The sequence below is a fragment of the Pseudomonas fluorescens genome (genome assembly GCF_012974785.1).
Classification (GTDB): domain Bacteria; phylum Pseudomonadota; class Gammaproteobacteria; order Pseudomonadales; family Pseudomonadaceae; genus Aquipseudomonas; species Aquipseudomonas fluorescens_BT.
Map to the genome: position 1 here is coordinate 1,361,045 of NZ_CP027561.1, position 20,797 is coordinate 1,381,841.

General features: G+C 61.3%; 18 protein-coding genes. 3 read left to right on the forward strand and 15 right to left on the reverse strand.

Annotation, left to right across the window (positions count from 1 at the left end):
- Positions 1 to 17: 17 nt before the first annotated feature.
- From C6Y56_RS06060 to C6Y56_RS06075, 4 genes are all read right to left on the reverse strand, one after another.
- On the reverse strand, positions 18 to 971 hold the full coding sequence (locus C6Y56_RS06060; RefSeq protein ID WP_169429125.1) for a hypothetical protein: 954 nt from the start codon (positions 969 to 971) through the stop codon (positions 18 to 20).
- Between the two features lie 17 nt (positions 972 to 988).
- A complete protein-coding gene (locus tag C6Y56_RS06065) occupies positions 989 to 2,704 on the reverse strand; it encodes a proline--tRNA ligase (protein ID WP_169429126.1) in 1,716 nt (571 codons plus the stop codon).
- Between the two features lie 115 nt (positions 2,705 to 2,819).
- Positions 2,820 to 4,379 (reverse strand): AmpG family muropeptide MFS transporter, encoded by a 1,560-nt coding sequence (locus C6Y56_RS06070; protein ID WP_169429127.1) that lies wholly within the window; start codon positions 4,377 to 4,379, stop codon positions 2,820 to 2,822.
- Positions 4,380 to 4,422: 43 nt separating this feature from the next.
- Positions 4,423 to 4,806, reverse strand: coding sequence for an MGMT family protein (locus C6Y56_RS06075; RefSeq protein ID WP_169429128.1), 384 nt, complete (start codon positions 4,804 to 4,806; stop codon positions 4,423 to 4,425).
- A gap of 135 nt (positions 4,807 to 4,941) precedes the next feature.
- Here C6Y56_RS06075 and C6Y56_RS06080 point away from each other — a divergent pair, with 135 nt between their 5' ends.
- Complete coding sequence (locus tag C6Y56_RS06080; protein WP_169429129.1) at positions 4,942 to 5,949, forward strand: DUF481 domain-containing protein; 1,008 nt, start codon at positions 4,942 to 4,944, stop codon at positions 5,947 to 5,949.
- A 120-nt stretch (positions 5,950 to 6,069) separates the two neighbouring features.
- Here the strand turns inward: C6Y56_RS06080 and C6Y56_RS06085 are convergent, their stop codons facing one another.
- A complete protein-coding gene (locus C6Y56_RS06085) occupies positions 6,070 to 6,279 on the reverse strand; it encodes a cold-shock protein (RefSeq protein ID WP_002554837.1) in 210 nt (69 codons plus the stop codon).
- 353 nt (positions 6,280 to 6,632) lie between these two features.
- Here C6Y56_RS06085 and dcd point away from each other — a divergent pair, with 353 nt between their 5' ends.
- On the forward strand, positions 6,633 to 7,199 hold the full coding sequence (gene dcd, locus C6Y56_RS06090) for a dCTP deaminase (protein WP_007954988.1): 567 nt from the start codon (positions 6,633 to 6,635) through the stop codon (positions 7,197 to 7,199).
- A gap of 106 nt (positions 7,200 to 7,305) precedes the next feature.
- Entirely contained in the window at positions 7,306 to 7,515 is a 210-nt protein-coding gene (locus C6Y56_RS06095; protein WP_065259270.1) for a hypothetical protein, read from the forward strand.
- A gap of 39 nt (positions 7,516 to 7,554) precedes the next feature.
- On the opposite strand, the gene pdeM is transcribed toward C6Y56_RS06095, so the two are convergent.
- The 10 genes from pdeM to C6Y56_RS06145 form a co-directional block, all read right to left on the reverse strand.
- Positions 7,555 to 8,211 carry a ligase-associated DNA damage response endonuclease PdeM gene (gene pdeM, locus C6Y56_RS06100; RefSeq protein WP_169429130.1) on the reverse strand — a complete coding sequence of 219 codons (657 nt, stop codon included), beginning with the start codon at positions 8,209 to 8,211 and terminating at the stop codon, positions 7,555 to 7,557.
- Positions 8,208 to 10,697, reverse strand: a complete 2,490-nt coding sequence (locus C6Y56_RS06105; protein WP_169429131.1) for a ligase-associated DNA damage response DEXH box helicase — start codon at positions 10,695 to 10,697, stop codon at positions 8,208 to 8,210. The genes pdeM and C6Y56_RS06105 overlap by 4 nt, the downstream gene beginning before the upstream one ends.
- Before the next feature lie 59 nt (positions 10,698 to 10,756).
- Positions 10,757 to 11,521, reverse strand: a complete 765-nt coding sequence (locus C6Y56_RS06110; protein ID WP_085697407.1) for an ABC transporter ATP-binding protein — start codon at positions 11,519 to 11,521, stop codon at positions 10,757 to 10,759.
- A 13-nt stretch (positions 11,522 to 11,534) separates the two neighbouring features.
- The gene (locus tag C6Y56_RS06115; RefSeq protein ID WP_169429132.1) at positions 11,535 to 12,653 is read right to left on the reverse strand and encodes a succinylglutamate desuccinylase/aspartoacylase family protein; all 1,119 of its coding nucleotides are present in this window, start codon (positions 12,651 to 12,653) and stop codon (positions 11,535 to 11,537) included.
- Between the two features lie 12 nt (positions 12,654 to 12,665).
- The gene (locus C6Y56_RS06120; RefSeq protein WP_011332767.1) at positions 12,666 to 13,376 is read right to left on the reverse strand and encodes an ABC transporter permease; all 711 of its coding nucleotides are present in this window, start codon (positions 13,374 to 13,376) and stop codon (positions 12,666 to 12,668) included.
- Positions 13,373 to 14,101, reverse strand: coding sequence for an ABC transporter permease (locus C6Y56_RS06125; RefSeq protein ID WP_169429133.1), 729 nt, complete (start codon positions 14,099 to 14,101; stop codon positions 13,373 to 13,375). Before C6Y56_RS06125 ends, C6Y56_RS06120 begins: the two co-directional genes overlap by 4 nt.
- 56 nt (positions 14,102 to 14,157) lie before the next feature.
- A complete protein-coding gene (locus C6Y56_RS06130) occupies positions 14,158 to 14,940 on the reverse strand; it encodes a transporter substrate-binding domain-containing protein (RefSeq protein ID WP_011332769.1) in 783 nt (260 codons plus the stop codon).
- Between the two features lie 251 nt (positions 14,941 to 15,191).
- Positions 15,192 to 16,880 (reverse strand): ATP-dependent DNA ligase, encoded by a 1,689-nt coding sequence (locus C6Y56_RS06135; protein ID WP_169429134.1) that lies wholly within the window; start codon positions 16,878 to 16,880, stop codon positions 15,192 to 15,194.
- Positions 16,877 to 17,911, reverse strand: coding sequence for a ligase-associated DNA damage response exonuclease (locus C6Y56_RS06140; protein ID WP_169429135.1), 1,035 nt, complete (start codon positions 17,909 to 17,911; stop codon positions 16,877 to 16,879). The genes C6Y56_RS06135 and C6Y56_RS06140 overlap by 4 nt, the downstream gene beginning before the upstream one ends.
- 320 nt (positions 17,912 to 18,231) lie before the next feature.
- The gene (locus tag C6Y56_RS06145) at positions 18,232 to 20,682 is read right to left on the reverse strand and encodes a penicillin acylase family protein (protein ID WP_169429136.1); all 2,451 of its coding nucleotides are present in this window, start codon (positions 20,680 to 20,682) and stop codon (positions 18,232 to 18,234) included.
- Positions 20,683 to 20,797 lie beyond the last annotated feature (115 nt).

Sequence of the window (20,797 nt, forward strand, 5' to 3'; positions counted from 1 at the left end):
CTCTTCTATAAGTGTTGTCAGTTCGGACCAGGGTCCGCCACCAGTCGCCCGGCATCCTTGGTCAGAGACTTGAGAAACTCGGCCTGCAACTCGGGATCGTTGCGCGTCAGCTCGATCAGGCTTTGCTCCAGCTCACTGGCTTCTTCTTCAAGACCCAGTTCCGACAGGCGCTTGACCCGGTGCACCCACTGGCTCACTTCGTCGTCTTCCAGATCGTCGTAAATCAGGCCATGCGCTTCCAGCAGCTTGCCGCGCAGGTGACTGCTGATGGTCAGGGACGAGTCGGAATGCACGTCATCCTTGGCGTCTTCGACGCTGATCTGCAGTTTGCCCACGTGATTCAGATCGTTTTCGGCGAACGGACTGTCCAGCAGGTTCAGACGCAGCACGCCGTTACGATCGGTGGTCATGTCGAAGGTCTGCTTGCCGGCCTTGACCTGCACCGGGCGCTCGCTCCACGGCAGGCTCGAATACTCCATGCGCTTGTCGCGCTGAACTTCATCGATACCGGCCAGGTTCTGTTGCGCACGACCGTGGGACTGCACGTTCATGAACGGATTGAGCCCGGCGAATCCGTAGCTCAGCCAGTCCTTGGTCACGCTGTCCGGCAGGTTGCCGAGAGCGAACACATTGACCACGTTGGCGCCGACGCCGGCCACCACCGCCACGGCACCCAGCGGAATCTCGTAGATTTCGCGCCAGGGCTGGTAAGGCGTGTAGCGGTCATAACGACGGGTCACTTCGTATTCGGTGACCTCGAAGGTTTTCTGCTCGTTGATCTTCACGCGGCGCTGCGGCAGCTCAAGCACCTTAGGCTCACCGACATCGATCTGCAGGCTGTGATCGAGCAACTTTCGCTCGACCCGCTCTTCGTGCTCGCTGCGCTGTGACATGTGATTGGCGCAGCCGCTGACCAGCAGGGTGCCGCACAGGGCGGCACCACCGAGGCCTAAGGTGTTTCGCTTGAACATGAGGACTCTATCTGGTTTCAGCGGCGGATACGGGCCTGCAGGAAGGACAGTACGTCGGCAACCGGCAGCGCTTGCGCCTGGCCTTCGGTACGGCTCTTGTATTCCAGGTTGCCTTCGGCGAGGCCGCGGTCGCTGACCACGATCCGGTGTGGAATGCCGATCAGCTCCATGTCCGCGAACTTGATGCCCGGGCTGGTTTTCTTGTCGCGGTCGTCCAGCAGCACTTCGAAGCCGGCCGCGGTCAGTTCCGCGTACAGCTTGTCGGTGGCTTCGCGCACCTGCTCGGTTTCATAGCGCAGCGGCACCAGGGCGATCTGGAACGGTGCCAGGGCGTCGCTCCAGATGATGCCGTTCTCGTCGTTGTTCTGCTCGATGGCGGCAGCCACCACGCGGGACACGCCAATGCCGTAGCAACCCATTTCCAGGGTGACCGGCTTGCCGTTCTCGCCCAGCACTTCGCACTTCATCGCCTTGCTGTACTTGTTGCCCAGCTGGAAGATGTGCCCGACTTCGATGCCACGCTTGATTTCCAGGGTGCCCTTGCCGTCCGGGCTTGGGTCGCCGGCCACGACGTTGCGCAGGTCGGCCACGGTCGGAACCGGCAGATCACGCTCCCAGTTCACGCCGAAGTAGTGCTTGTCATCGATGTTGGCACCGATGGCGAAGTCACTCATCAGCTCGACCGAACGGTCGATGATGATCGGCAGCGGCAGGTTCAGCGGGCCGAGCGATCCGGCGCCGGCGCCAATAGCGTCACGCAGTTCGGCATCGGAGGCCATGACCAGCGGGCTGGCAACGCCTGGCTGCTTGGCGGCCTTGATTTCGTTCAGCTCGTGATCGCCACGTATGATCAGGGCGATCAGCTTGCCTTCTTCTTCGGCATGCACGATCAGGGTCTTGATGGTCTTTTCAATCGGCAGACTGAATTTCTCCACCAGGGCCGCGATGGTCTTGGTGTCTGGCGTATCGACCAGACGCAGTTCTTCGCTTGGCGCGGCGCGCGAGGTTTCACGCGGTACGGCTTCGGCCTTCTCGATGTTCGCCGCATAGTCGGAGCCGTTGCTGAAGACGATATCGTCTTCGCCGGACTCGGCCAGCACGTGGAACTCGTGGGAGCCGGCGCCACCGATCGAACCGTTGTCGGCTTCCACCGGACGGAACTTCAGGCCCAGGCGGGTGAAGATGTTGCAGTACGCTTCGTGCATGCGGTCATAGGTGATCTGCAGCGACGCCTGATCCGCATGGAACGAGTACGAGTCTTTCATGATGAATTCGCGACCGCGCATCAGGCCGAAGCGTGGACGGATTTCGTCACGGAATTTGGTCTGGATCTGGTACAGGTTGATCGGCAGCTGCTTGTAGCTGCTCAACTCGTTGCGCATCAGATCGGTGATCACTTCTTCGTGGGTCGGGCCCGCGCAGAAATCGCGACCGTGGCGGTCTTTGATGCGCAGCAGCTCAGGGCCGTATTCTTCCCAGCGCCCCGATTCCTGCCACAGCTCGGCCGGTTGGGTGCTCGGCATCAACACTTCCAGAGAGCCGGCGGCGTTCATCTCTTCGCGAACGATGGCTTCCACCTTGCGCATCACTCGCAAGCCCATCGGCAGCCAGGTATACAGGCCCGAGGCGAGTTTGCGGATCATGCCGGCGCGCAGCATCAGCTGATGGCTGATGACGACCGCGTCGGAAGGCGTTTCTTTCTGTGTGGCGAGCAAAAATTGACTGGTGCGCATGGTTGGCCGTTGTCGGTTGCTATGACTGGAAATGACGGAGCAGTGTACCGGCGAGAGCTGCCTACGTACAGAAGCGCAGGGCCGGCGCAATACCCTGCGCCGGGTGCGAGATGTCTTACGACTCTTCGGCGACGGGCGTCGGCACGGGGTCCGGTGTCGGCGTCGGGCCTTCGCGGCGACTCTCCTGGAACCAGTGCAGGGCGATCAGCACCAGGGTCGGCACACCGAGCAGTGCGGTGATCATGAAGAAGTTGTGGTAGCCGAACTTCTCCACCATCACCCCGGAGTAGCCGCCGATGAGGCGAGGCAGCAACAGCATGATCGAGCTGAGCAGCGCGTACTGGGTCGCGGAGAATTTCAGATTGGTCAGGCTGGACAGGTAAGCGACAAACGCCGAAGTGGCCATGCCCGAACTGAAGTTGTCGAGGGAGATAGTCACGATCAGCATCTTCAGGTTCGGGCCCATGTCCGCCAGCATCACGAACAACAGGTTGGTGCCCGCAGACGCCGCACCGCCGATGAGCAGTATCGGCAGGATGCCGAAGCGAACGATCAGCAGACCGCCCATCCCGGCACCCACCAGGGTCATGATCAGGCCGAAGATCTTGCTGACGCTGGCGATCTGGTCCTTGGTGAATCCCTGGTCGATGTAAAACACGTTGGCCATTACGCCCATCACCGTGTCCGACATGCGATAGGTGGCGATCAGACCGAGCAGCAGCAGGGCCTGCCAGCGGTAACGCAGGATGAAGTCATTGACTGGCGTCAGTACTGGCGCCAGGCCACGGCGACCCATGGCCGAGAGGCACAGACCGGTCAGCAGGGTGTAGAGGATGGCACGCAGGAACGCCCGGTCTTCCAGCAGCAGGTCCAGCGGGCTCATGCTGCCGAACAGCACACTGGCGAAATCGGTGTTGTAGAGCTGGGTAAACATGGCCGGTACGGAAACCAGCAGGACGATCAGTACGAACACCGACATCAGTTGATGCATGAAGGTGTAGCGTCCGGCCTGCAGCTGGGTACGCAGCGGTACCGGCGGTTCGCGCATCAGCAGGGTGGTGATCAGGGCGGGGACCATCAAGGCGCCGAACAGCACATAGGTGCCGGTCCAGGCGGAATGCTGATAGTTGAACCCGGTGGAGCCGAAACCTTCAGCGAAGAACAGGGCACCGGCCGTCGCGAGCAGGGCGGCGACCCGATAACCGGACATATAACTGGCGGCCAGCGCGGCCTGGCGGTTGTCTTCGGCGATCTCCAGGCGGTAGGCGTCGACTGCGATGTCCTGGGTGGCGGAGGCGAAGGCGACGATCACGGCGATGGCGATCAGCCAGGACAAATGTTTCTGGGGGTCGCAGAAACCCATGCCGATCAGGCCGAGGATTACCAGCGATTGCGCAAGCACCAGCCACGAACGGCGTCGACCCAGCTTGCCCAGCAATGGCAGGCGCCATTGATCGAGCAGGGGCGACCAGACCCATTTGAAGGCATAGGCCAGACCGATCAGGCTGGCATAGCCGATCGTCTCGCGGGCTACACCGGCTTCACGCAGCCAGACCGAAAGTGTCGAGAACACCAGCATGTACGGCAGGCCGGCGGCGAAACCCAGCAACAACAGCACGAGCGTCGAAGGACTGGCATAGGCGGCGAGCGCGGCGCGCCAGGTTTTACGGGGCATGGGCTGAAGTCTGCCTCAAGATTGCGAAAACAAAGCGCGCACTCTAACCGCTGTGCTCTACCGGGCGCCAGCCATGACGCTGAATATCCACACGATTGTTCAGGATCGTAACGCCCTCCATACGCAATCGTGCCCGCTGTTCATCGCCTGAAGGGCTGCCCGCCGGCAGACTGAGCCGACCGCCGGCACCGAGCACGCGGTGCCAGGGCAGCTTCGTGTCGCCGGGCAACTGGCTCAGGGTACGGCCGACCCAGCGGGCGGCGCGCCCCAACCCGGCCAGTTCGGCCAACTGACCATAGCTGACGACCTTGCCTTCGGGCACTTGGGCAAGGGTCGAATAGAGTGCCGTGCGTCGGATTTGCGGGTCGTTTTCGCAGGCAGGTATCGGGTCTGTCACGGGCGCCGTTCCTGAACAAGATCGATTCATGGGGTTCAAGGGTAATCCGTGATCGGGCAATTGAGAAATGAACTCAACAGAAATAGCCGGGTCACTCCTTGTCAGAGGATTATTCCTACGGATAATGCCGACCCTTTTTCGCAAACCCGAGTTTCCGATTCGCTTATGTTGTCCAGAACCCTGTTGTGCCTTGCTGTCTTCAGTGCGTCCACGCCCTTGCTTGCCGATACCGTCTGGTTGAAGAACGGTGACAAGCTGAGCGGCAAAATCACCCTGTTCGATGGCGGCAAGTTGCTGGTCCAGACCCAGTACGCCGGCGCGGTCACCATCGACTGGAAGCAGGTCAAGACCCTGGAAAGCGATCAAGAGCTGCTGGTCAAGCAGGATGCCTACAGCGGTGAGAAGGCCAAATCGCTGACTGCCGCCGAAGACGGCAAGGTCACTCTGGCCAACGGCGAAGCGCCGAAAACCGTCGAGCTGGCGAGCATCCAGCAGATTCTCAAGCCCAAACCCGTGGTCGAGGATCTGGTATGGAAGGGCAATGTCGACCTGGCCCTGGATTATCAGCGTGCCGAAAAAGACACCGATGATTACGACGTCGGCTTCAAGACCACCGCGCGCCATGGCCGTTGGCGTCATACCGCTGAGGGCGAGTACAACCGTGAAGTTCAGGATGAGGTGGTGACCACCAACAACTGGCGCGCCGAATACGCCCTGGACCGCTTCCTGACCGACAAGTGGTTCTGGCAGGGACGGTTGAACTACAAGCGTGACTACGTCGAAGAGTTGTCACGCCAGCGTGTGGTCGGTACGGGTCCTGGCTATCAGTTCTGGGATGATGAGCTGGGCGCATTTTCCCTCGGCTCGCTGCTCAACCGCACCGATTATGAGTACAGCGACGGCGGCAAGGACAACTTCTATTCCGTTGCCATGAAGTGGGACTATAACCGCTACCTGATCGGCAAGAAGGTACAGTTCTTCACCACCGGCGAACTGGGCAAGCCATTGTCGGACGTCGCCAACTATGCCCTGGATTCGGAAGTGGGCCTGCGCTACAAGGTGACGGACTGGGCCTCGCTCAATCTCAAGGCCGAGCGTGACATCATCAGTGGTACCAAGGACGCGGATCTGAACAAGACCCGCTACACCGCAGGATTTGGCGTGGCCTGGTAACGCCCGGCCGAAAAAATCGCAGCCTTCGACAGGCTGCGATTTTTTTTGCCTGTACAAAACAGGCGCCCACAAAAAAGCCCCGCTTTTAAGGGCGGGGCTTTTTACCAAAGAAGCTACAAGTTAGATAACTTGTACTTCTTCAGCTTGCATGCCTTTCTGACCGCGGGTAGCGATGAAAGAAACCTGTTGGCCTTCTTTCAGGCTTTTGAAGCCGTCGGACTGGATAGCTTTGAAGTGAACGAACAGGTCGTCACCGGATTGTGGAGTGATGAAGCCGAAGCCTTTTTCATCGTTGAACCACTTAACGGTACCGGTTTGGCGATTAGACATGGTGTAACTCCTTGAACAAAGATAACTGCGACTCAGGAAGAACCCTGGCCGAGACTGAGTGCAAAGAGCAGGAAAAATTCTTGTAGATGGTTGGATCGAAATTCAACATATCGTGTAGAGATTCTCAGTGACACAAGCAGCACAGTGGCGCCACCTTAACCCTTTTTCCGGAACGTGCCAATGCTTCTTGCGAAGGTTTCTCCGTTTTAAGGATCGGCGGTGTGACGGTTCGTCGCGAAGCCGTGTAATTCCTGCATGTTCGGCGAGATTTGCACCACGGACTTTGAACCGGGCGGCGCGCCCGGTAAGATGCCGGACAGTTTTTTCCACCTCGCTATTCAGGACACCCCGCCATGAGCATCAAATCGGACAAGTGGATTCGCCGCATGGCGCAGGAACACGGCATGATCGAGCCGTTCGTCGAGCGCCAGGTACGCGGCAGCGACGACAGCCGTGTGATCTCCTACGGCGTGTCGAGTTACGGCTACGATGTGCGCTGCACCAACCATTTCAAGGTGTTCACCAACATCAATTCGGCCATTGTCGATCCGAAAAACTTCGACGCCGGCAGCTTCGTCGACGTCCACAGCGACGTCTGCATCATCCCGCCGAACTCCTTCGCCCTGGCCACGACCGTTGAATACTTCCGTATTCCACGCAATGTCCTGACCATCTGCCTGGGCAAAAGCACCTATGCCCGTTGCGGCATCATCGTCAACGTCACCCCGCTCGAGCCCGAGTGGGAAGGCCAGGTGACCCTGGAGTTCTCCAACACCACCAATCTGCCGGCGAAGATCTACGCCAACGAAGGCGTGGCGCAGATGCTGTTCCTCGAATCCGACGAGGAATGCGAAGTCTCCTACAAGGACCGCGCCGGCAAGTACCAGGGCCAGCGTGGCGTGACCCTGCCACGCACCTGATCCGTCCATCCGGCAGTTACCGGGAATTCTTCGGCGGGTAGACACTCTATGGGGTGTACTGCCCGTTTCGCGAACAGCGGGACGGGCCTTCGCCGAGGAGTGCTCCATGAAGATCGATCCGCAAATCACTGCCGAACTGGCAAGGCTCGAGCCCAATCAGGTTGGCGTATTGGCCTGGTCGTTGCTGGCACACCCGCCCGTCACCCTGGCTGGCGGAATTCCTCACCAGCCCGATCCCGATACCCCTAACGAAGAACCGACCGAGCCCGGCGAGCCGACGTTGCCGGACAAACCGCCACCTGCGCCTGTCGCGTGATTGAATGCATGGCCCGTCGGCTGAATCCTGAACAGGACGTCAGCCGACGGGCCATATTTCGTTGTCGCCAATGACAAAGATCCGACAACGCTCGTCCTTCTCCACCGGATAGCCGCCGGTGAAGGCACCGAACGCCGGCAGCAGGCTGATGCGTTCTCCCAGACTGAAACACGCCAGCCGCAGACGCTCACGCCCCTTGCCGTTCAATCGATAAACCGGATGCACATGTCCTGCGAGTACGTGGCGTTCAGGGTGCGGATCGGGTTCGTGCTGCAATGCGAAGGGCCCGAGCAGTAACGGCTCCGGCACCACCCGAATGTTCAGCGTCTGCGGTGGATCACCGGCGCGCTTGTCGTGATTACCGCGAATCAACGTGATCGGCAGATCGGCATGACGCGCCCGCCACTGCGCCAATGCCTGCAAAGTGTCGGGGGCATGGGAGCCGGGCCCGTGCAGAAAGTCCCCAAGAAAGATCAGTTGTCGACACGGCAGTTTCGCCAGCAACTGCTCGATCACCGCGATGTTGCTCGCCGTGGTGCCCTGCGGCACCGGCTGCCCCAGGCGACGGTAGGCGGCAGCCTTGCCGAAATGCACATCGGCAATCAACAGCGCCTGTTGCGCCGGCCAATACAATGCCTTTTCCGGCAACAGCCAGAGTTCTTCACCCGCCAGACGCACAGGGTAGGGCGCGTTCATCTGGATTGGCCCTTGTCGGCAGTGTTCTCCAGATCACCGACCATGCGCCGGATACGGTCGGCGAGTTTTTCCGAACTCATGCTTTCGCGCATGCGTTCCACCAGCAATGGAAAGCCGAGTGGAGTCGGGTGTTTGATCAGGTGTATGTCCAGTTTCATCCGGTTGATTCGCTCCAGTGCCTGTTCCAGTCGATGAATATCCAGTTCTTCGCGCAGGACTTCTTCCCCGGCCTGGGCCAGTAGAAGGTTGTCGGCGTCGTATTGTTTGAACACTTCGAAAAACAACCCGCTGGAGGCCTGTACCTGACGGGTACTTTTCGGCGCGCCGGGGTAGCCAGCGAATACGAGTCCGGCGATCCGTGCGATTTCCCTGAACCTGCGCAGCGCCAGTTCCCCTGCGTTGAGACTCGCCAACACATCCCTCAATAAATCCTCGGGGCTGAGCAGGGTGCCATCCAGTTGCGCAGACCAGTCAACCGGTGTGGCACTGAGCAATTCCAGTCCGTAATCATTGACCGCAATCGAGAAAGTCACAGGCAGGCGCTGGCTGACTCGCCACGCCAACAGACTGGCCAGCCCCAGATGCACCTGACGTCCGGCAAACGGGTAGAGGAAAAGGTGCCAGCCTTCGCGGGATTTCAGCACCTCGGCCAGCAGATTGTTGACGGTCGGCAGGCCCGACCAGCGCATCTGCGTTTCCAGCAGCGGCTGCAAGGCCTGCATTTCCGGGCCTGCAAACTCGCCTTGCGCCGCCGCGCTGAATCGGCTGACCACCGCGTCAGCGAGTTCGCTGGACAGCGGCATGCGCCCGCCATTCCAGCGCGGCACGGCGGCTTTTTTGGCGGTGCTGCGTTTGACGTAGGCGGTCATGTTTTCCACCCGCACCAGTTCCAGCAAGCGTCCGGCGAACAGGAAACCGTCGCCGGGTTTGAGTCGGGCAATGAAGCCTTCTTCAACGCTGCCCAGTTGCTTGCCACCACCGCCCTTGCTCCAGAATTTCAGGTGAATGCTGGCATCGCTGACGATGGTGCCGATGCTCATCCGATGGCGACGCGCCAACCGGGCATCGGGGACGCGCCAGATTCCGTGCTCATCCGGCTCGACACGACGGTAATCCGGATACGCCGTCAGCGACATCCCGCCGTGGCGCACGAATGCCAGCGCCCAGGCCCAGTCCGCGAGCGACAGGTCACGATAGGCCCAGGCGCTGCGGACTTCTTCGTACAGTTCATCGGGAATAAAACCACCGCCCAGGGCCATGCTCACCAGGTGCTGCACCAGTACATCCAGCGGTTTGTGCGGTGACAGACGCGGCTCGATTCTGCGCTGCGCCACGGCATCGCGTGCGGCAGCGGCTTCGATCAGTTCCAGACTGTGGGTCGGCACCAGGGTGACCCGCGACGTTCGACCGGGCGCATGGCCCGAACGGCCGGCCCGCTGCATCAGGCGCGCCACGCCTTTGGCCGAACCGATTTGCAGAACCCGCTCCACCGGCAGAAAGTCCACCCCCAGATCGAGACTCGAAGTGCAGACCACGGCTTTGAGCTGGCCATTCTTCAGCGCCTGCTCGACCCAGTCCCGGGTATCGCGGGATAGCGAGCTGTGATGCAAGGCGATCAACCCGGCCCAGTCCGGCCGCGCTTCCAGCAAGGCCTGATACCAGATTTCCGATTGTGCCCGAGTATTGGTGAACACCAGGCTGCTGGCGCAAACCTCAAGTTCGGCGACCACCTGCGGCAACATCTTCAGACCGATATGCCCGGCCCAGGGAAAGCGCTCGATCTGTGGTGGGAGCAGGGTATCGACACGCAGGGTTTTTTCGCTTTGACCCTGAACACTCACGCCACCGCCCTGCGGGATCAGTACCTGTTCGGCATGGGATTGATTGCCGAGCGTCGCGGAAACACCCCAGACAATCAGCTCAGGATGCCAGCGGCGCAACCGGGCGAGGGCCAGCTGCAATTGCACGCCGCGCTTGTTCCCGAGCAGTTCATGCCACTCATCGACCACGACCATGCGCAAGGTCGACAGCGCCGTTTGCGCGTCGGCGCGGGCGAGCATCAGGGTCAGGCTTTCCGGGGTGGTGATCAGCGTGGTCGGCAGGCGCCGGTTCTGCCGGGCGCGTTCGCTGCTGCCAGTGTCGCCGGTACGCAGGCCGACGCTCCAGGGAATGAGCAAATCGTCCAGCGGCGTTTGCAGGGCGCGCGCGGTGTCGGCGGCCAGTGCGCGCATCGGCGTGATCCACAAGACAGTCAGCGGTTCGGCGGGCGGTTTGCGTTTACGGGTGGTTTCAGCAACAGGCCCGGAGCGGGCAAAGCGATTGAGCGCGGCAAACCACACCGCGTAGGTTTTACCGGCGCCGGTGCTGGCGTGCAGCAGGCCGGACTCGCCACGTTTTACCGCGACCCACACCTGCTTCTGAAAGGCGAACGGCTTCCAGTCGCGGGCGCTGAACCAGTGTTTGGCGAAGTCGGTGGAAGTGCCCATGCCGGCGACGAGTGCTCTGAAGGTGTTCCTTCAGTGACCGCGCCGGCCGGGCAATAGTTTTACTTGAGATTGCCGCTGAGGAATTGCTTCAGGCGTTCGCTTTTCGGATTGCCCAGCACTTCTTCGGGCGCGCCTTCTTCTTCCACCAGCCCTTGGTGCAGAAAAAGCACCTGGCTCGACACCTTGCGCGCAAAGCTCATTTCATGGGTCACCATGATCATGGTCCGGCCTTCCTCGGCCAGGCCCTGAATCACCTTGAGCACTTCGCCGACCAGTTCCGGGTCGAGTGCCGAAGTCGGTTCGTCGAACAGCATGACTTCCGGTTCCATCGCCAGCGCCCGAGCAATCGCCACCCGTTGTTGTTGGCCGCCGGAGAGGAACGCCGGGTATTGATCGGCCACCCGCGCCGGCAGACCGACCTTTTCCAGATAACGCCGGGCGCGGTCGTCGGCTTCCTGTTTGCTGCAGCCCAGCACCCGGCGCGGTGCCATGGTGATGTTTTCCAGCACGGTCATGTGGCTCCACAGATTGAAATGCTGGAACACCATCGCCAGGCGCGTGCGCAGGCGTTGCAGTTCATTGGGGTCGGCGACGTGCATGCCGTGGCGGTCGGTGACCATGCGGATCGCCTGGCCGTCGAGGCTCATCGCGCCGTCGTTGGGTTGTTCGAGAAAGTTGATGCAGCGCAAAAAGGTGCTTTTGCCCGAGCCGCTGGCGCCGATCAGACTGATCACGTCGCCGGTTTTGGCCTTGAGCGAGACGCCTTTGAGCACCTGATGGTCGCCATAGCTTTTGTGCAGGCCTTCAACGGTCAATTTGTACATGGGACAGGCATCCTCAAGGCGAAAGTAAGTAGCCGCTGCGATAGGCTTCGGCGCCCGCGACGTGGGCGATCACCATACCGGCCGTGGCCATGCGCCGCAGCGAGCGGGCATAGAGCAGACCGGAAGCGGTGCAATGGACTGGCGTGACCCGGTCGCTGATCGGGTCGATGATTTCGGCAATTTTCTGCCCGGCTTCCAGAAGCTGGCCGGGCGTGGCGGTGTAGACCAGCAGGCCGCCGACGGGAGTGGCCACCGGTTCCACGCCGGCCAGCGGTGTGGCGGGGTGTGGCAGCGCCGGCAAGGCTTTGGGCTCGCCGGCAATGGCACCGAAATGGATCAGGTAATCGATCAGCGCCTGGCAATCGCGACTGGCCAGCGGATGGGTGACATCCCCCTGGCCACGCAACTCGACGGTGACCGAGAAACTGCCCAGTGGAATTTCGAAGTGTTCGCCGAAGCGCTCCTTCAATTGCCACCACAACAGGGTGAAGCATTCGTCGAACGACTGACCGCCGGAGTCGGTGGCCAGCAGGCTCGCCTGGGATTCGATATAGCGCGCCAGCGGCTCGACCTGCGGCCAGGCCTCGGGCGTGGTGTAGAGATGGACCACGGATTCGAAATCGCAGTGCAGGTCCAGCACCATGTCCGCATCGCAGGCCAGCCGTTGCAGGGTCAGGCGCTGGGATTGCAGCTGAGTCGTGGCGGTGTGGCGGGCGAGGGCATTGCGCAGGCTGGTACGGATCAGTTCCAGGTTGCGCTGCGGATCGTCGCACAGCAGCGCTTCGATCTCGTTGCCGATTTCTTCGCTGAGGTCGACGAACCAGCGATTGAAGTTCTGCCCGCTCTCCAGTTCGTAGCGGCCCAGTGGCACGTCCATCAGCACTTGTTCGAGGCCGACCGGGTTGGCCACCGGCACCAGCACGAATTCGCTGATCAGCCGCCCGGCGGCTTCCAGCTCCGCCAGACGCTGCTTGAGGTGCCAGGCCACGAGCATGCCGGGCAGTTCGTCGGCGTGCAGCGAGGACTGGATGTAAATCTTGCCTTGGGCCTTGTCCGGGCCGAAATGAAAGCTGTGAATCTGTCGTGCAGTCCCCGGCAGCGGGGCCAGCAGATCGTGTATCTGGTGGCGCATCTCAAAAGGGTCCTAGTGGGTCGGGCCAAGGAAGGCCAGCCATCGGCGTTCGGCGAGGCGGAACAGGCCGACCAGCGCAAAGGTGATGGTCAGGTAGATCAGCGCGGCGATGCCGAACGACTGAAAGGTCAGGAAGGTCGCCGAGTTGGCGTCCCGTGCGACTTTCAGGATGTCGGGGATGGTCGCGGTGAAGGCCACGGTGGTCGAGTGCAGCATCAGGATCACTTCGTTGCTGTAGTACGGCAACGACCGGCGCAGCGCCGACGGCATGATCACGTAGGCATACAGTTTCCAGCCGGTCAGGCCGTAGGCCTTGGCCGCTTCGACTTCGCCGTGGTTCATGCTGCGGATCGCCCCGGCGAAAATCTCCGTGGTGTAGGCGCAGGTGTTGAGGGCGAAAGCCAGGATCGTGCAGTTCATCGCATCGCGAAAGAAACTGTCGAGCAGCGGTTGGGCGCGCACCGCGGCCAGGCTGTAGATCCCGGTGTAGCAGATCAGCAGCTGGATATAGAGAGGCGTGCCGCGGAACAGGTAGGTGTAGAACTGCACCGGCCAGCGGATGTAGAAGTGCGGCGAGACCCGGGCGATCGACAACGGAATCGACACGATGAAGCCGAAGAAGATCGAGGCGCTGAGCAGCCACATCGTCATGGCCAGCCCGGTGATGTTCTGGCCGTCGGTATAAAGGAAGGCTTTCCAGTATTCCTGCAGGAGTTCGATCATCGTACGGCCTCCCGGGCACCGGCGGCGTAGCGGCGTTCGAGCCAGCGCAGGATGAAGTTCGAGGCACTGGTGATCAGCAGATAAATCAGCGCGGCGAGGACCAGGAAGTAAAACAGTTGATAGGTGCTCTTGCCGGCGTCCTGCGCTGCCTTGACCAGATCGGCCAGGCCGATGATCGAAACCAGTGCGGTGGCCTTGAGCATCACCATCCAGTTGTTGCCGATGCCCGGCAGGGCGAAGCGCATCATTTGCGGGAACACCACGAAACGAAAGCGCTGGCCGCGCTTGAGGCCATAGGCGGTGGCGGCTTCGACCTGCCCGCGCGGCACCGCGAGAATCGCGCCGCGAAAGGTTTCAGTGAAGTACGCGCCATAAATGAAGCCCAGGGTCAGGACCCCGGCGGTGAACGGGTCGATCTCGATGTATTCCCATTCCAGGTAGTCAGTGAGCGTCGTCAGCCAGGTTTGCAGGCTGTAGAAGATCAGCAGCATCAGGACCAGGTCCGGTACCCCGCGAATCAGCGTGGTGTAGAGCTGGGCGGGCAGGCGCAGCAGTTTGACTTTTGACAGCTTGGCACTGGCGCCGAGCAGGCCGAGCAGCACGGCCACCAGCAGCGACAACGCCGACAATTTGATGGTCATCCAGGTGCCTTCCAACAGCAAAGGACCAAAGCCCTTGAGGCTGAAGGCGGATAGCCCCAGATTTTGTAAGAGGTTTTCGAACATAAATCAGCAACCTGACTGAATGAAAAAGGCGCCCATCGAGGATGGGCGCCGGGGCATTATTTGCCGCTGTACAGATTCAGATCGCCAAAGTGTTTCTTTTGAATCTCGGCGTATTTGCCGTCATCGTGTAACGCTTTGATACCTTTATCCAAAAGTGCTTTCAGCTCGGTGTTACCTTTCTTAATACCGACAGCGGTCTTGGCTGGCAGCAAGTGGTTGTCGACCGGCTTGCTGACTTCATAGTCGGCGCCCTGCGGCGACTTCAGAAAGCCCAGTTCGGCCTGCAACATGTCCTGAATGCCCGCATCGAGACGGCCGGAAGTCAGGTCGGAATACACCTGGTCCTGATTCTGGTAGGCCTGGGTTTTCACGCCGGCCTTGTCCAGCACGGCTTTGGCATAGGCTTCCTGGATAGTGCCTTGCTCGTAACCGACGGTTTTGCCTTTCAGCGAGGCGACGTCGTCGGTAATGCCCGAACCTTTCTTCGACACGTAGGCCGTCGGGCCGGAGAACAGCTCGCTGGAGAAGTCGATGACTTTTTCGCGGGCTTCGGTAACGGTCATCGACGAGATCACGCCGTCGAACTTATTGGCCTTGAGGCCCGGAATCATGCCGTCGAAGTCGCTTTCGACCCATTTGCACTTGACCTTCAGCTCGGCGCAGATCGCGTTGCCCAGATCGATGTCAAAGCCCACCAGGCTGCCGTCGGCCGCTTTCGACTCGAACGGTGCGTAGGAAGGATCGACGCCAAAACGCAGCTCTTTGTATTCCTTGGCCAGCGCGGAGCCGGCGGCCATGCACAACGCCAGTGCAGAAAGGGTCAGCAATGCTTTTTTCATTATTCAATCCCTAAGAACCAATATGAGCGCTTGTGGCGCAGAATGATTGTTACTGGAACGCTTACGACTTATAGAAAGTAGCAATTTCCGAACCAGAGTCCCGAACAAGTGTTTTAAAAGGTGTATGAAGTGCATGCCGGGGACGGTCAGTGCACGAAAACGGGCACGCCGCAAATGCTGCACCAGGATGGTTCGGAGGGATCGTTCCCACGCTCTGCGTGGGAACGATGGGGGAGGCGTGAGGGCAAGGATCAGACCAACAGGTTTTGCAAGGTCGCCAGGCTGTCGGCCTCCTCGACGGTCTTGTCCTGACGCCAGCGCAGCATGCGCGGGAAGCGCACGGCGATGCCGCTCTTGTGCCGGCGAGAGAGGGCGATGCCTTCGAAGCCCAGTTCGAACACCAGACTCGGCTTCACGCTGCTGACCGGACCGAATTTTTCCACAGTGGTCTTGCGCACGATGCTGTCGACCTCACGCATTTCTGCATCGGTCAGCCCGGAATAGGCCTTGGCAAACGGCACCAGCGCCCGTGCACTGGAACCGGGCGGGCCGTCCCACACTGCAAAGGTGTAATCGCTGTAGAGGCTGGCGCGGCGACCATGCCCGCGCTGGGCGTAGATCAGCACCGCGTCGACGCTGAACGGGTCGACCTTCCATTTCCACCACACGCCCATGTCCTTGGTCCGGCCGACGCCATACATCGCGTCCCGGGCCTTGAGCATCATGCCTTCGACCCCCAGGCGCCTGGAGGCCTCGCGCTGACGGGCGAGGTCGAACCAGTCGTCACCCGTCAGAATCGGCGACGGCAGCAACACCGGGTTGTTGCACTGGGTAATGACGTGTTCCAGTTGTGCACGACGCCTGGCCTGAGGCTGGTTGCGCCAGTCTTCACCCTGCCACTCCAAAAGGTCGTAGGCGAGTACTACCACCGGCGCGTCTTCGAGGATTTTCCGGTCCAGCGACTTACGGCCGATCCGTTGCTGCAACAAGGCGAACGGTTGCACCGCCGGCGCTTCTGTCGACTGCGGAGCAAAAGCGTCTTCGGTGACCGGGCGGTTGTTTTTCCACACAACGATTTCGCCGTCGATCACCGTGCCGTCGGGTAAACCGTGCAGCAGGGTGTCGAATTCGGGAAAACGCTCTGTCACCAATTCCTCGCCGCGCGACCAGACCCACAGTTTCCCGTCGCGTTTGACCACCTGCGCGCGAATGCCATCCCACTTCCATTCGACTTGCCAGTCGCTCGCGGGGCCGAGCAACGCGTCGAAGGTTTCCACCGGTTGCGCCAGCGCATGGGCGAGGAAGAACGGGTAGGGCTGACCACCGCGCTGGGCATGTTCGTCGCTGGATTCGGGGGCGATCAGTTTCAGGTAGCTGGCGGCGTTCGGCCGGTTGGACAAATCGGTGTAACCCACCAGCCGCTGCGCCACGCGTTTGCTGTCGAGCCCGGCCATGGAGGCCAGGGCGCGGGTCACCAGCAGTTTGGACACGCCGACCCGGAAGCTGCCGGTGATCAGTTTGATGCACAGCATCAGGCTCGGCCGATCCAGTTGTGCCCACAGTGCCGGCAACTGATGGGCGAGGTATTCCGGGGTTTCACCACGCAGGGGCAGCAGCTTGTGCTCGATCCATTGAGCAAGGCCGGCCTCGGAGGTGTACGGGTTTTCCGGGAGCACCAGCGAGATGGTTTCCGCCAGATCGCCGACGGCCTGATAGCTTTCCTCGAACAGCCACGGCGTAAGTCCCGACACGTCGACGGCGAGTTCGCGCAGGATCCGTACGGGCACCAGTTGCCGTGGCCGTCCGCCGGACAGAAAGTACACCGCCCAGGCCGCGTCCTGCGGCGCCGCGTGAGCAAAGTAGGCCTGCATGGCCGCCAGTTTGGCGTTGCTGGAGGTGGTGGCGTCGAGTTCGGCGTACAACCCGGCGAAGTCTTTCATGGTTGCACCTCGGCCACGGTGGGTTCGACGGCGAGGGTGTCCTGTTCATCGTCACCGTATTCGGTGTTGAAACCTTGAGCATCCAGCCCTTTTTCCCGCAGGTGGCGGACCAGCACACCGATCGAGCCGTGAGTGACCATCACCCGTTCGGCGCCGGTCTGTTCGATGGCCCACAACAGGCCGGGCCAGTCGGCGTGATCCGAAAGCACGAAACCGCGATCCACGCCGCGCCGCCGACGGGTACCACGCAGGCGCATCCAGCCGCTGGCGAAGCTGTCGCTGTAATCGCCGAAACGGCGCATCCAGCTGCTGCCGCCGGCCGACGGCGGGGCGATGACCAGCGCCTGGCGCATCATGGGATCGTTTTTCTTCACGTCGCCGGCGTAGATCGTCGGTGGCAGATACACGCCGGCCTCGCGATAGACCCGGTTCAGTGGCTCCACCGCGCCGTGGCTGAGGATCGGCCCGAGGGTTTCGTCGATGCCATGCAGGATTCGCTGGGCCTTGCCGAACGAATAGCAGAACAGCACGCTGGTCCTGCCAGCCTGGATATTCGCCTGCCACCACTGATTGATCTCGCCAAACACCTGCGCCTGCGGCTGCCAGCGGTAGATCGGCAGGCCGAAGGTCGATTCGGTGATGAAGGTGTGGCAGCGCACCGGTTCGAAAGGGGCGCAGGTGCCGTCGGGTTCGATCTTGTAGTCGCCGGACGCGACCCAGACTTCGCCGCCGTACTCCAGGCGAATCTGCGCCGAACCCAAGACATGCCCGGCGGGGTGGAAGCTCAGGGTGACACCATGGTGGGACAGACGCTGCCCGTACTCCACGGTTTGCAGGTTGATGTCCTGACCCAGGCGCGCGCGGAGAATCCCTTCGCCGGCGCTGGTGGCCAGATAGTGAGTGTTGCCGGTACGGGCATGGTCGCCATGAGCATGGGTAATGACCGCACGCTCCACCGGGCGCCACGGATCGATATAGAAGTCCCCGGCGGGGCAGTAGAGGCCTTCGGGGCGGGCGATAACAAGGTCCATGGCGTTACCGGAATGGAGGGACTTGTTAGCTATGAGGTTGGCGCGAAGTCAGAAGTTCTATTGATTTTCAAAAGCACCCTCACCCCAGCCCTCCCGAAGCGTCGGACCGCCCGGAGGGAGAGGGGGCCTACGGAGGTGTCTGGCGAGGTACATCGATCTGTGAGGCCGCGTCGATTATGGATCTGCCAAGCAGCAATACGCATCTGGATTCGGTGCAGCAAGTTCAGGTCGGCGAACCTCTTGAATATTCCCCGATCAGTCCCCTCTCCCTAAGGGAGAGGGTTAGGGTGAGGGGGCTTTTGATCTTTTGGGGAGTAGCGCTATTTGCCGGGGGTAAGCGTCAACCGCGTCTTGCCATACACCCGGTCAAAGTTCTGCGGCTGCATCGGCAAGCCGATGTACTGGCCCTTGAGCCACGGATCGATGCCGTTCAGGTAGTTCGGGCTCACCGGATTTCCGGATTGTCCTGTGCCGTTCTGCCCCATCAACGGCTCGCTCTGACCGAAGTCGACGATAAAGCGCATCGACGGCGCACGCGTGGTGTTGAAGTCCTGGCCCCAGGCAAACGCCGCCGTATTCAGCGTCGTGTGATCGCCGCCAGCCGCGATCGGGCCGCGGACGGTCTGGCCGTTGGCATTCTTCCACTCGTAGCGGTGCAGTTTTCCCCACTGCCAGGCTTTGTGATCGCCACCCAACTGACTGTCGCCGGCAGTAATCGCGGCCGCCAGACTGCGGGCCAGGATCGCCGGTTTGTCTTCTTTTTGCGGGGTACGGGCGTCGTCCCAGAATGGACTGTCTTCGCGGCCCAGCAAGTGATCGGCCTGGGCGGCGTAGGACAGATCGCCATTGGCGATAAACGCTTTCCACGCCGGGCTGCTTTGCGGGCCGAGTTCGTCGAGGAAAATCTGCTTCATGCTTTCCTGCAGGAACAGCTCGTAGATCGCCGCGTCGGCGGAGGTCGGGCTGAGTTTGCCGTCGAACGCCATCAAGCGGGTGTAGGCTTCGCGGGCCTTGCTGCGGTCGGCTTCCGGCAGGGCATCGATCGCCTGTTTCAGCGGCTGTGCCATGCCCGGGGCTTCGAACATTTTCTTCAGCTTGGCGGCGAACGTGGTGGTTTGGTCGTACTGCATGGCGATCATGCTGCGACCGTCCTGTTTACCGCTGCCGGCCATTTCTGCGAGGCGCTCGCCACGCTCCGGCGCGGCCCAGGAATTGGACAGTTGCATGCCGTAGCCATGGGGAATGACCCGCTGATTGGCGGTGCCGAGCCAGCCCTGCGCCGGATCCTGATCGTACGGATGCAGCATCGGGTCGGCGTAACCGTCCCAGTCGTAGCGACCTTCCCAGCCCGGCGACGGCAACAGGCCTTCGCCTTCACGGCGGTTCGGGAATCGCCCGGTGACTTGCCAGCCGATGTTGCTGGCGTCGGCAAATACCAGATTCAGCGCGATGGCGCGGATTTCCCGGCTGGCGTCCGAGGCGCGTTCAGCGGTTTGCGCGCGGCTCAGATCAAAAAACGCATCGAGGGATTTGTCATCGGTGAAGCTCGGCGTCTGCAGGGCCAGGCCGAAACCTGTGCCCTGAGCGGCGGCCTGAGCACTGTTGAGCAGCGCGCCGTGGCGGGTTTCGTACACCGCTTCACGAATCGGCCGCTGGCCTTTGACGAAATAGGTTTCGTTGCGCACGCTCAGCGGTTGCCATTTGCCGTTGACCTCGTAGGTCAGGCTGCTGCCCTGGCGACGGATCTTTTCCAGAAACAGGTCCTGGTTGTCACCGAAAACACTGGTCGCGCTCCACGCCACTTTGCCGTTGAAACCACCGAGCACCATCGGCAGGCCGGCGACAGTCACGCCGGCGGCCTGGTATTTAGGTGCGTGAATCTGCACGAAACTCCACAGCGACGGCGCGGCCAGCGGCCCATGGCTGTCGCTGGCCAGCAGGCTCTTGCCGCTGCGGCTGCGTTGCGGGGCAATCGCCCAGTTGTTCGAGGTGCTGGCGCCGAGCAGGTTCATCGCCGCCAGTTGTTCGCTGGCGCTGCTCAGTTCGTTCAGGCCGGGAATCTGCCCGTTGAGCTTGATGCCTTGCAGTTTGTCGACTTCAGCCATCGGCAGGTTTTCGTCAGGGGCGGACGGCGTCAGCCAGGCGAGCTTGTCGGTGGTGACGGTCTGCGCCAGCACCAGCGAAGCGATTTCTTCCGGCAGGTTGGCCGACTGACTGAAGTTCAGCAGGCAGAAAATCAGCGCCGAATCTTCCGGTTTCCAGTATTCAGGCTTGTAGCCGCTGGAGGCCAGATCCCCCGGCAACTTGTCGGCGTAGCGGAACAGGTAGGCGTTGATGCCCCGCGCATAGACTTCGAAGAAGCGCTTGAGCCGTGGCGACGAGGCCTTGTACAGCTCTCCGGCGCTTTTCTTCAGATTGACGGCGCGCATGTAGCGGTCGGCGTCGAGCATCGAAGCCCCGGACATTTCCGCCAGACGACCCTGGGCCAGCAGGCGCAGGGTGACCATCTGATTGATGCGGTCGCTGGCGTGTACATAACCGAGGGCGAACAACGCATCGTGGAAGCTGTTGCTTTCGATCAGCGGCATGCCCATGGCATTGCGGCGTACCGAAACGTTCTGCGCCAGGCCCTTGAGCGGCTGTACACCGGAGGTGGGCGGGAGGGTGTCCTGGGCGTTCCAGGTCTGACAACCGGTCAGGCTCAGAACACCGGCCACTGCTGCGGCAACGCCGAACCGGGGAAGAAAATGTGAAAGGGCTGGCGAGGCCATGGCAAAGCTCCTGCGGGGGTGTAGAGGCTGGGGGCGCAATAAAGCCGCTACGTTAGTGAGCAGGAGGGGGCCGCGCAAGCGGGGCAAGCGGTTATTTCTTCCCGCTCACGCAGAT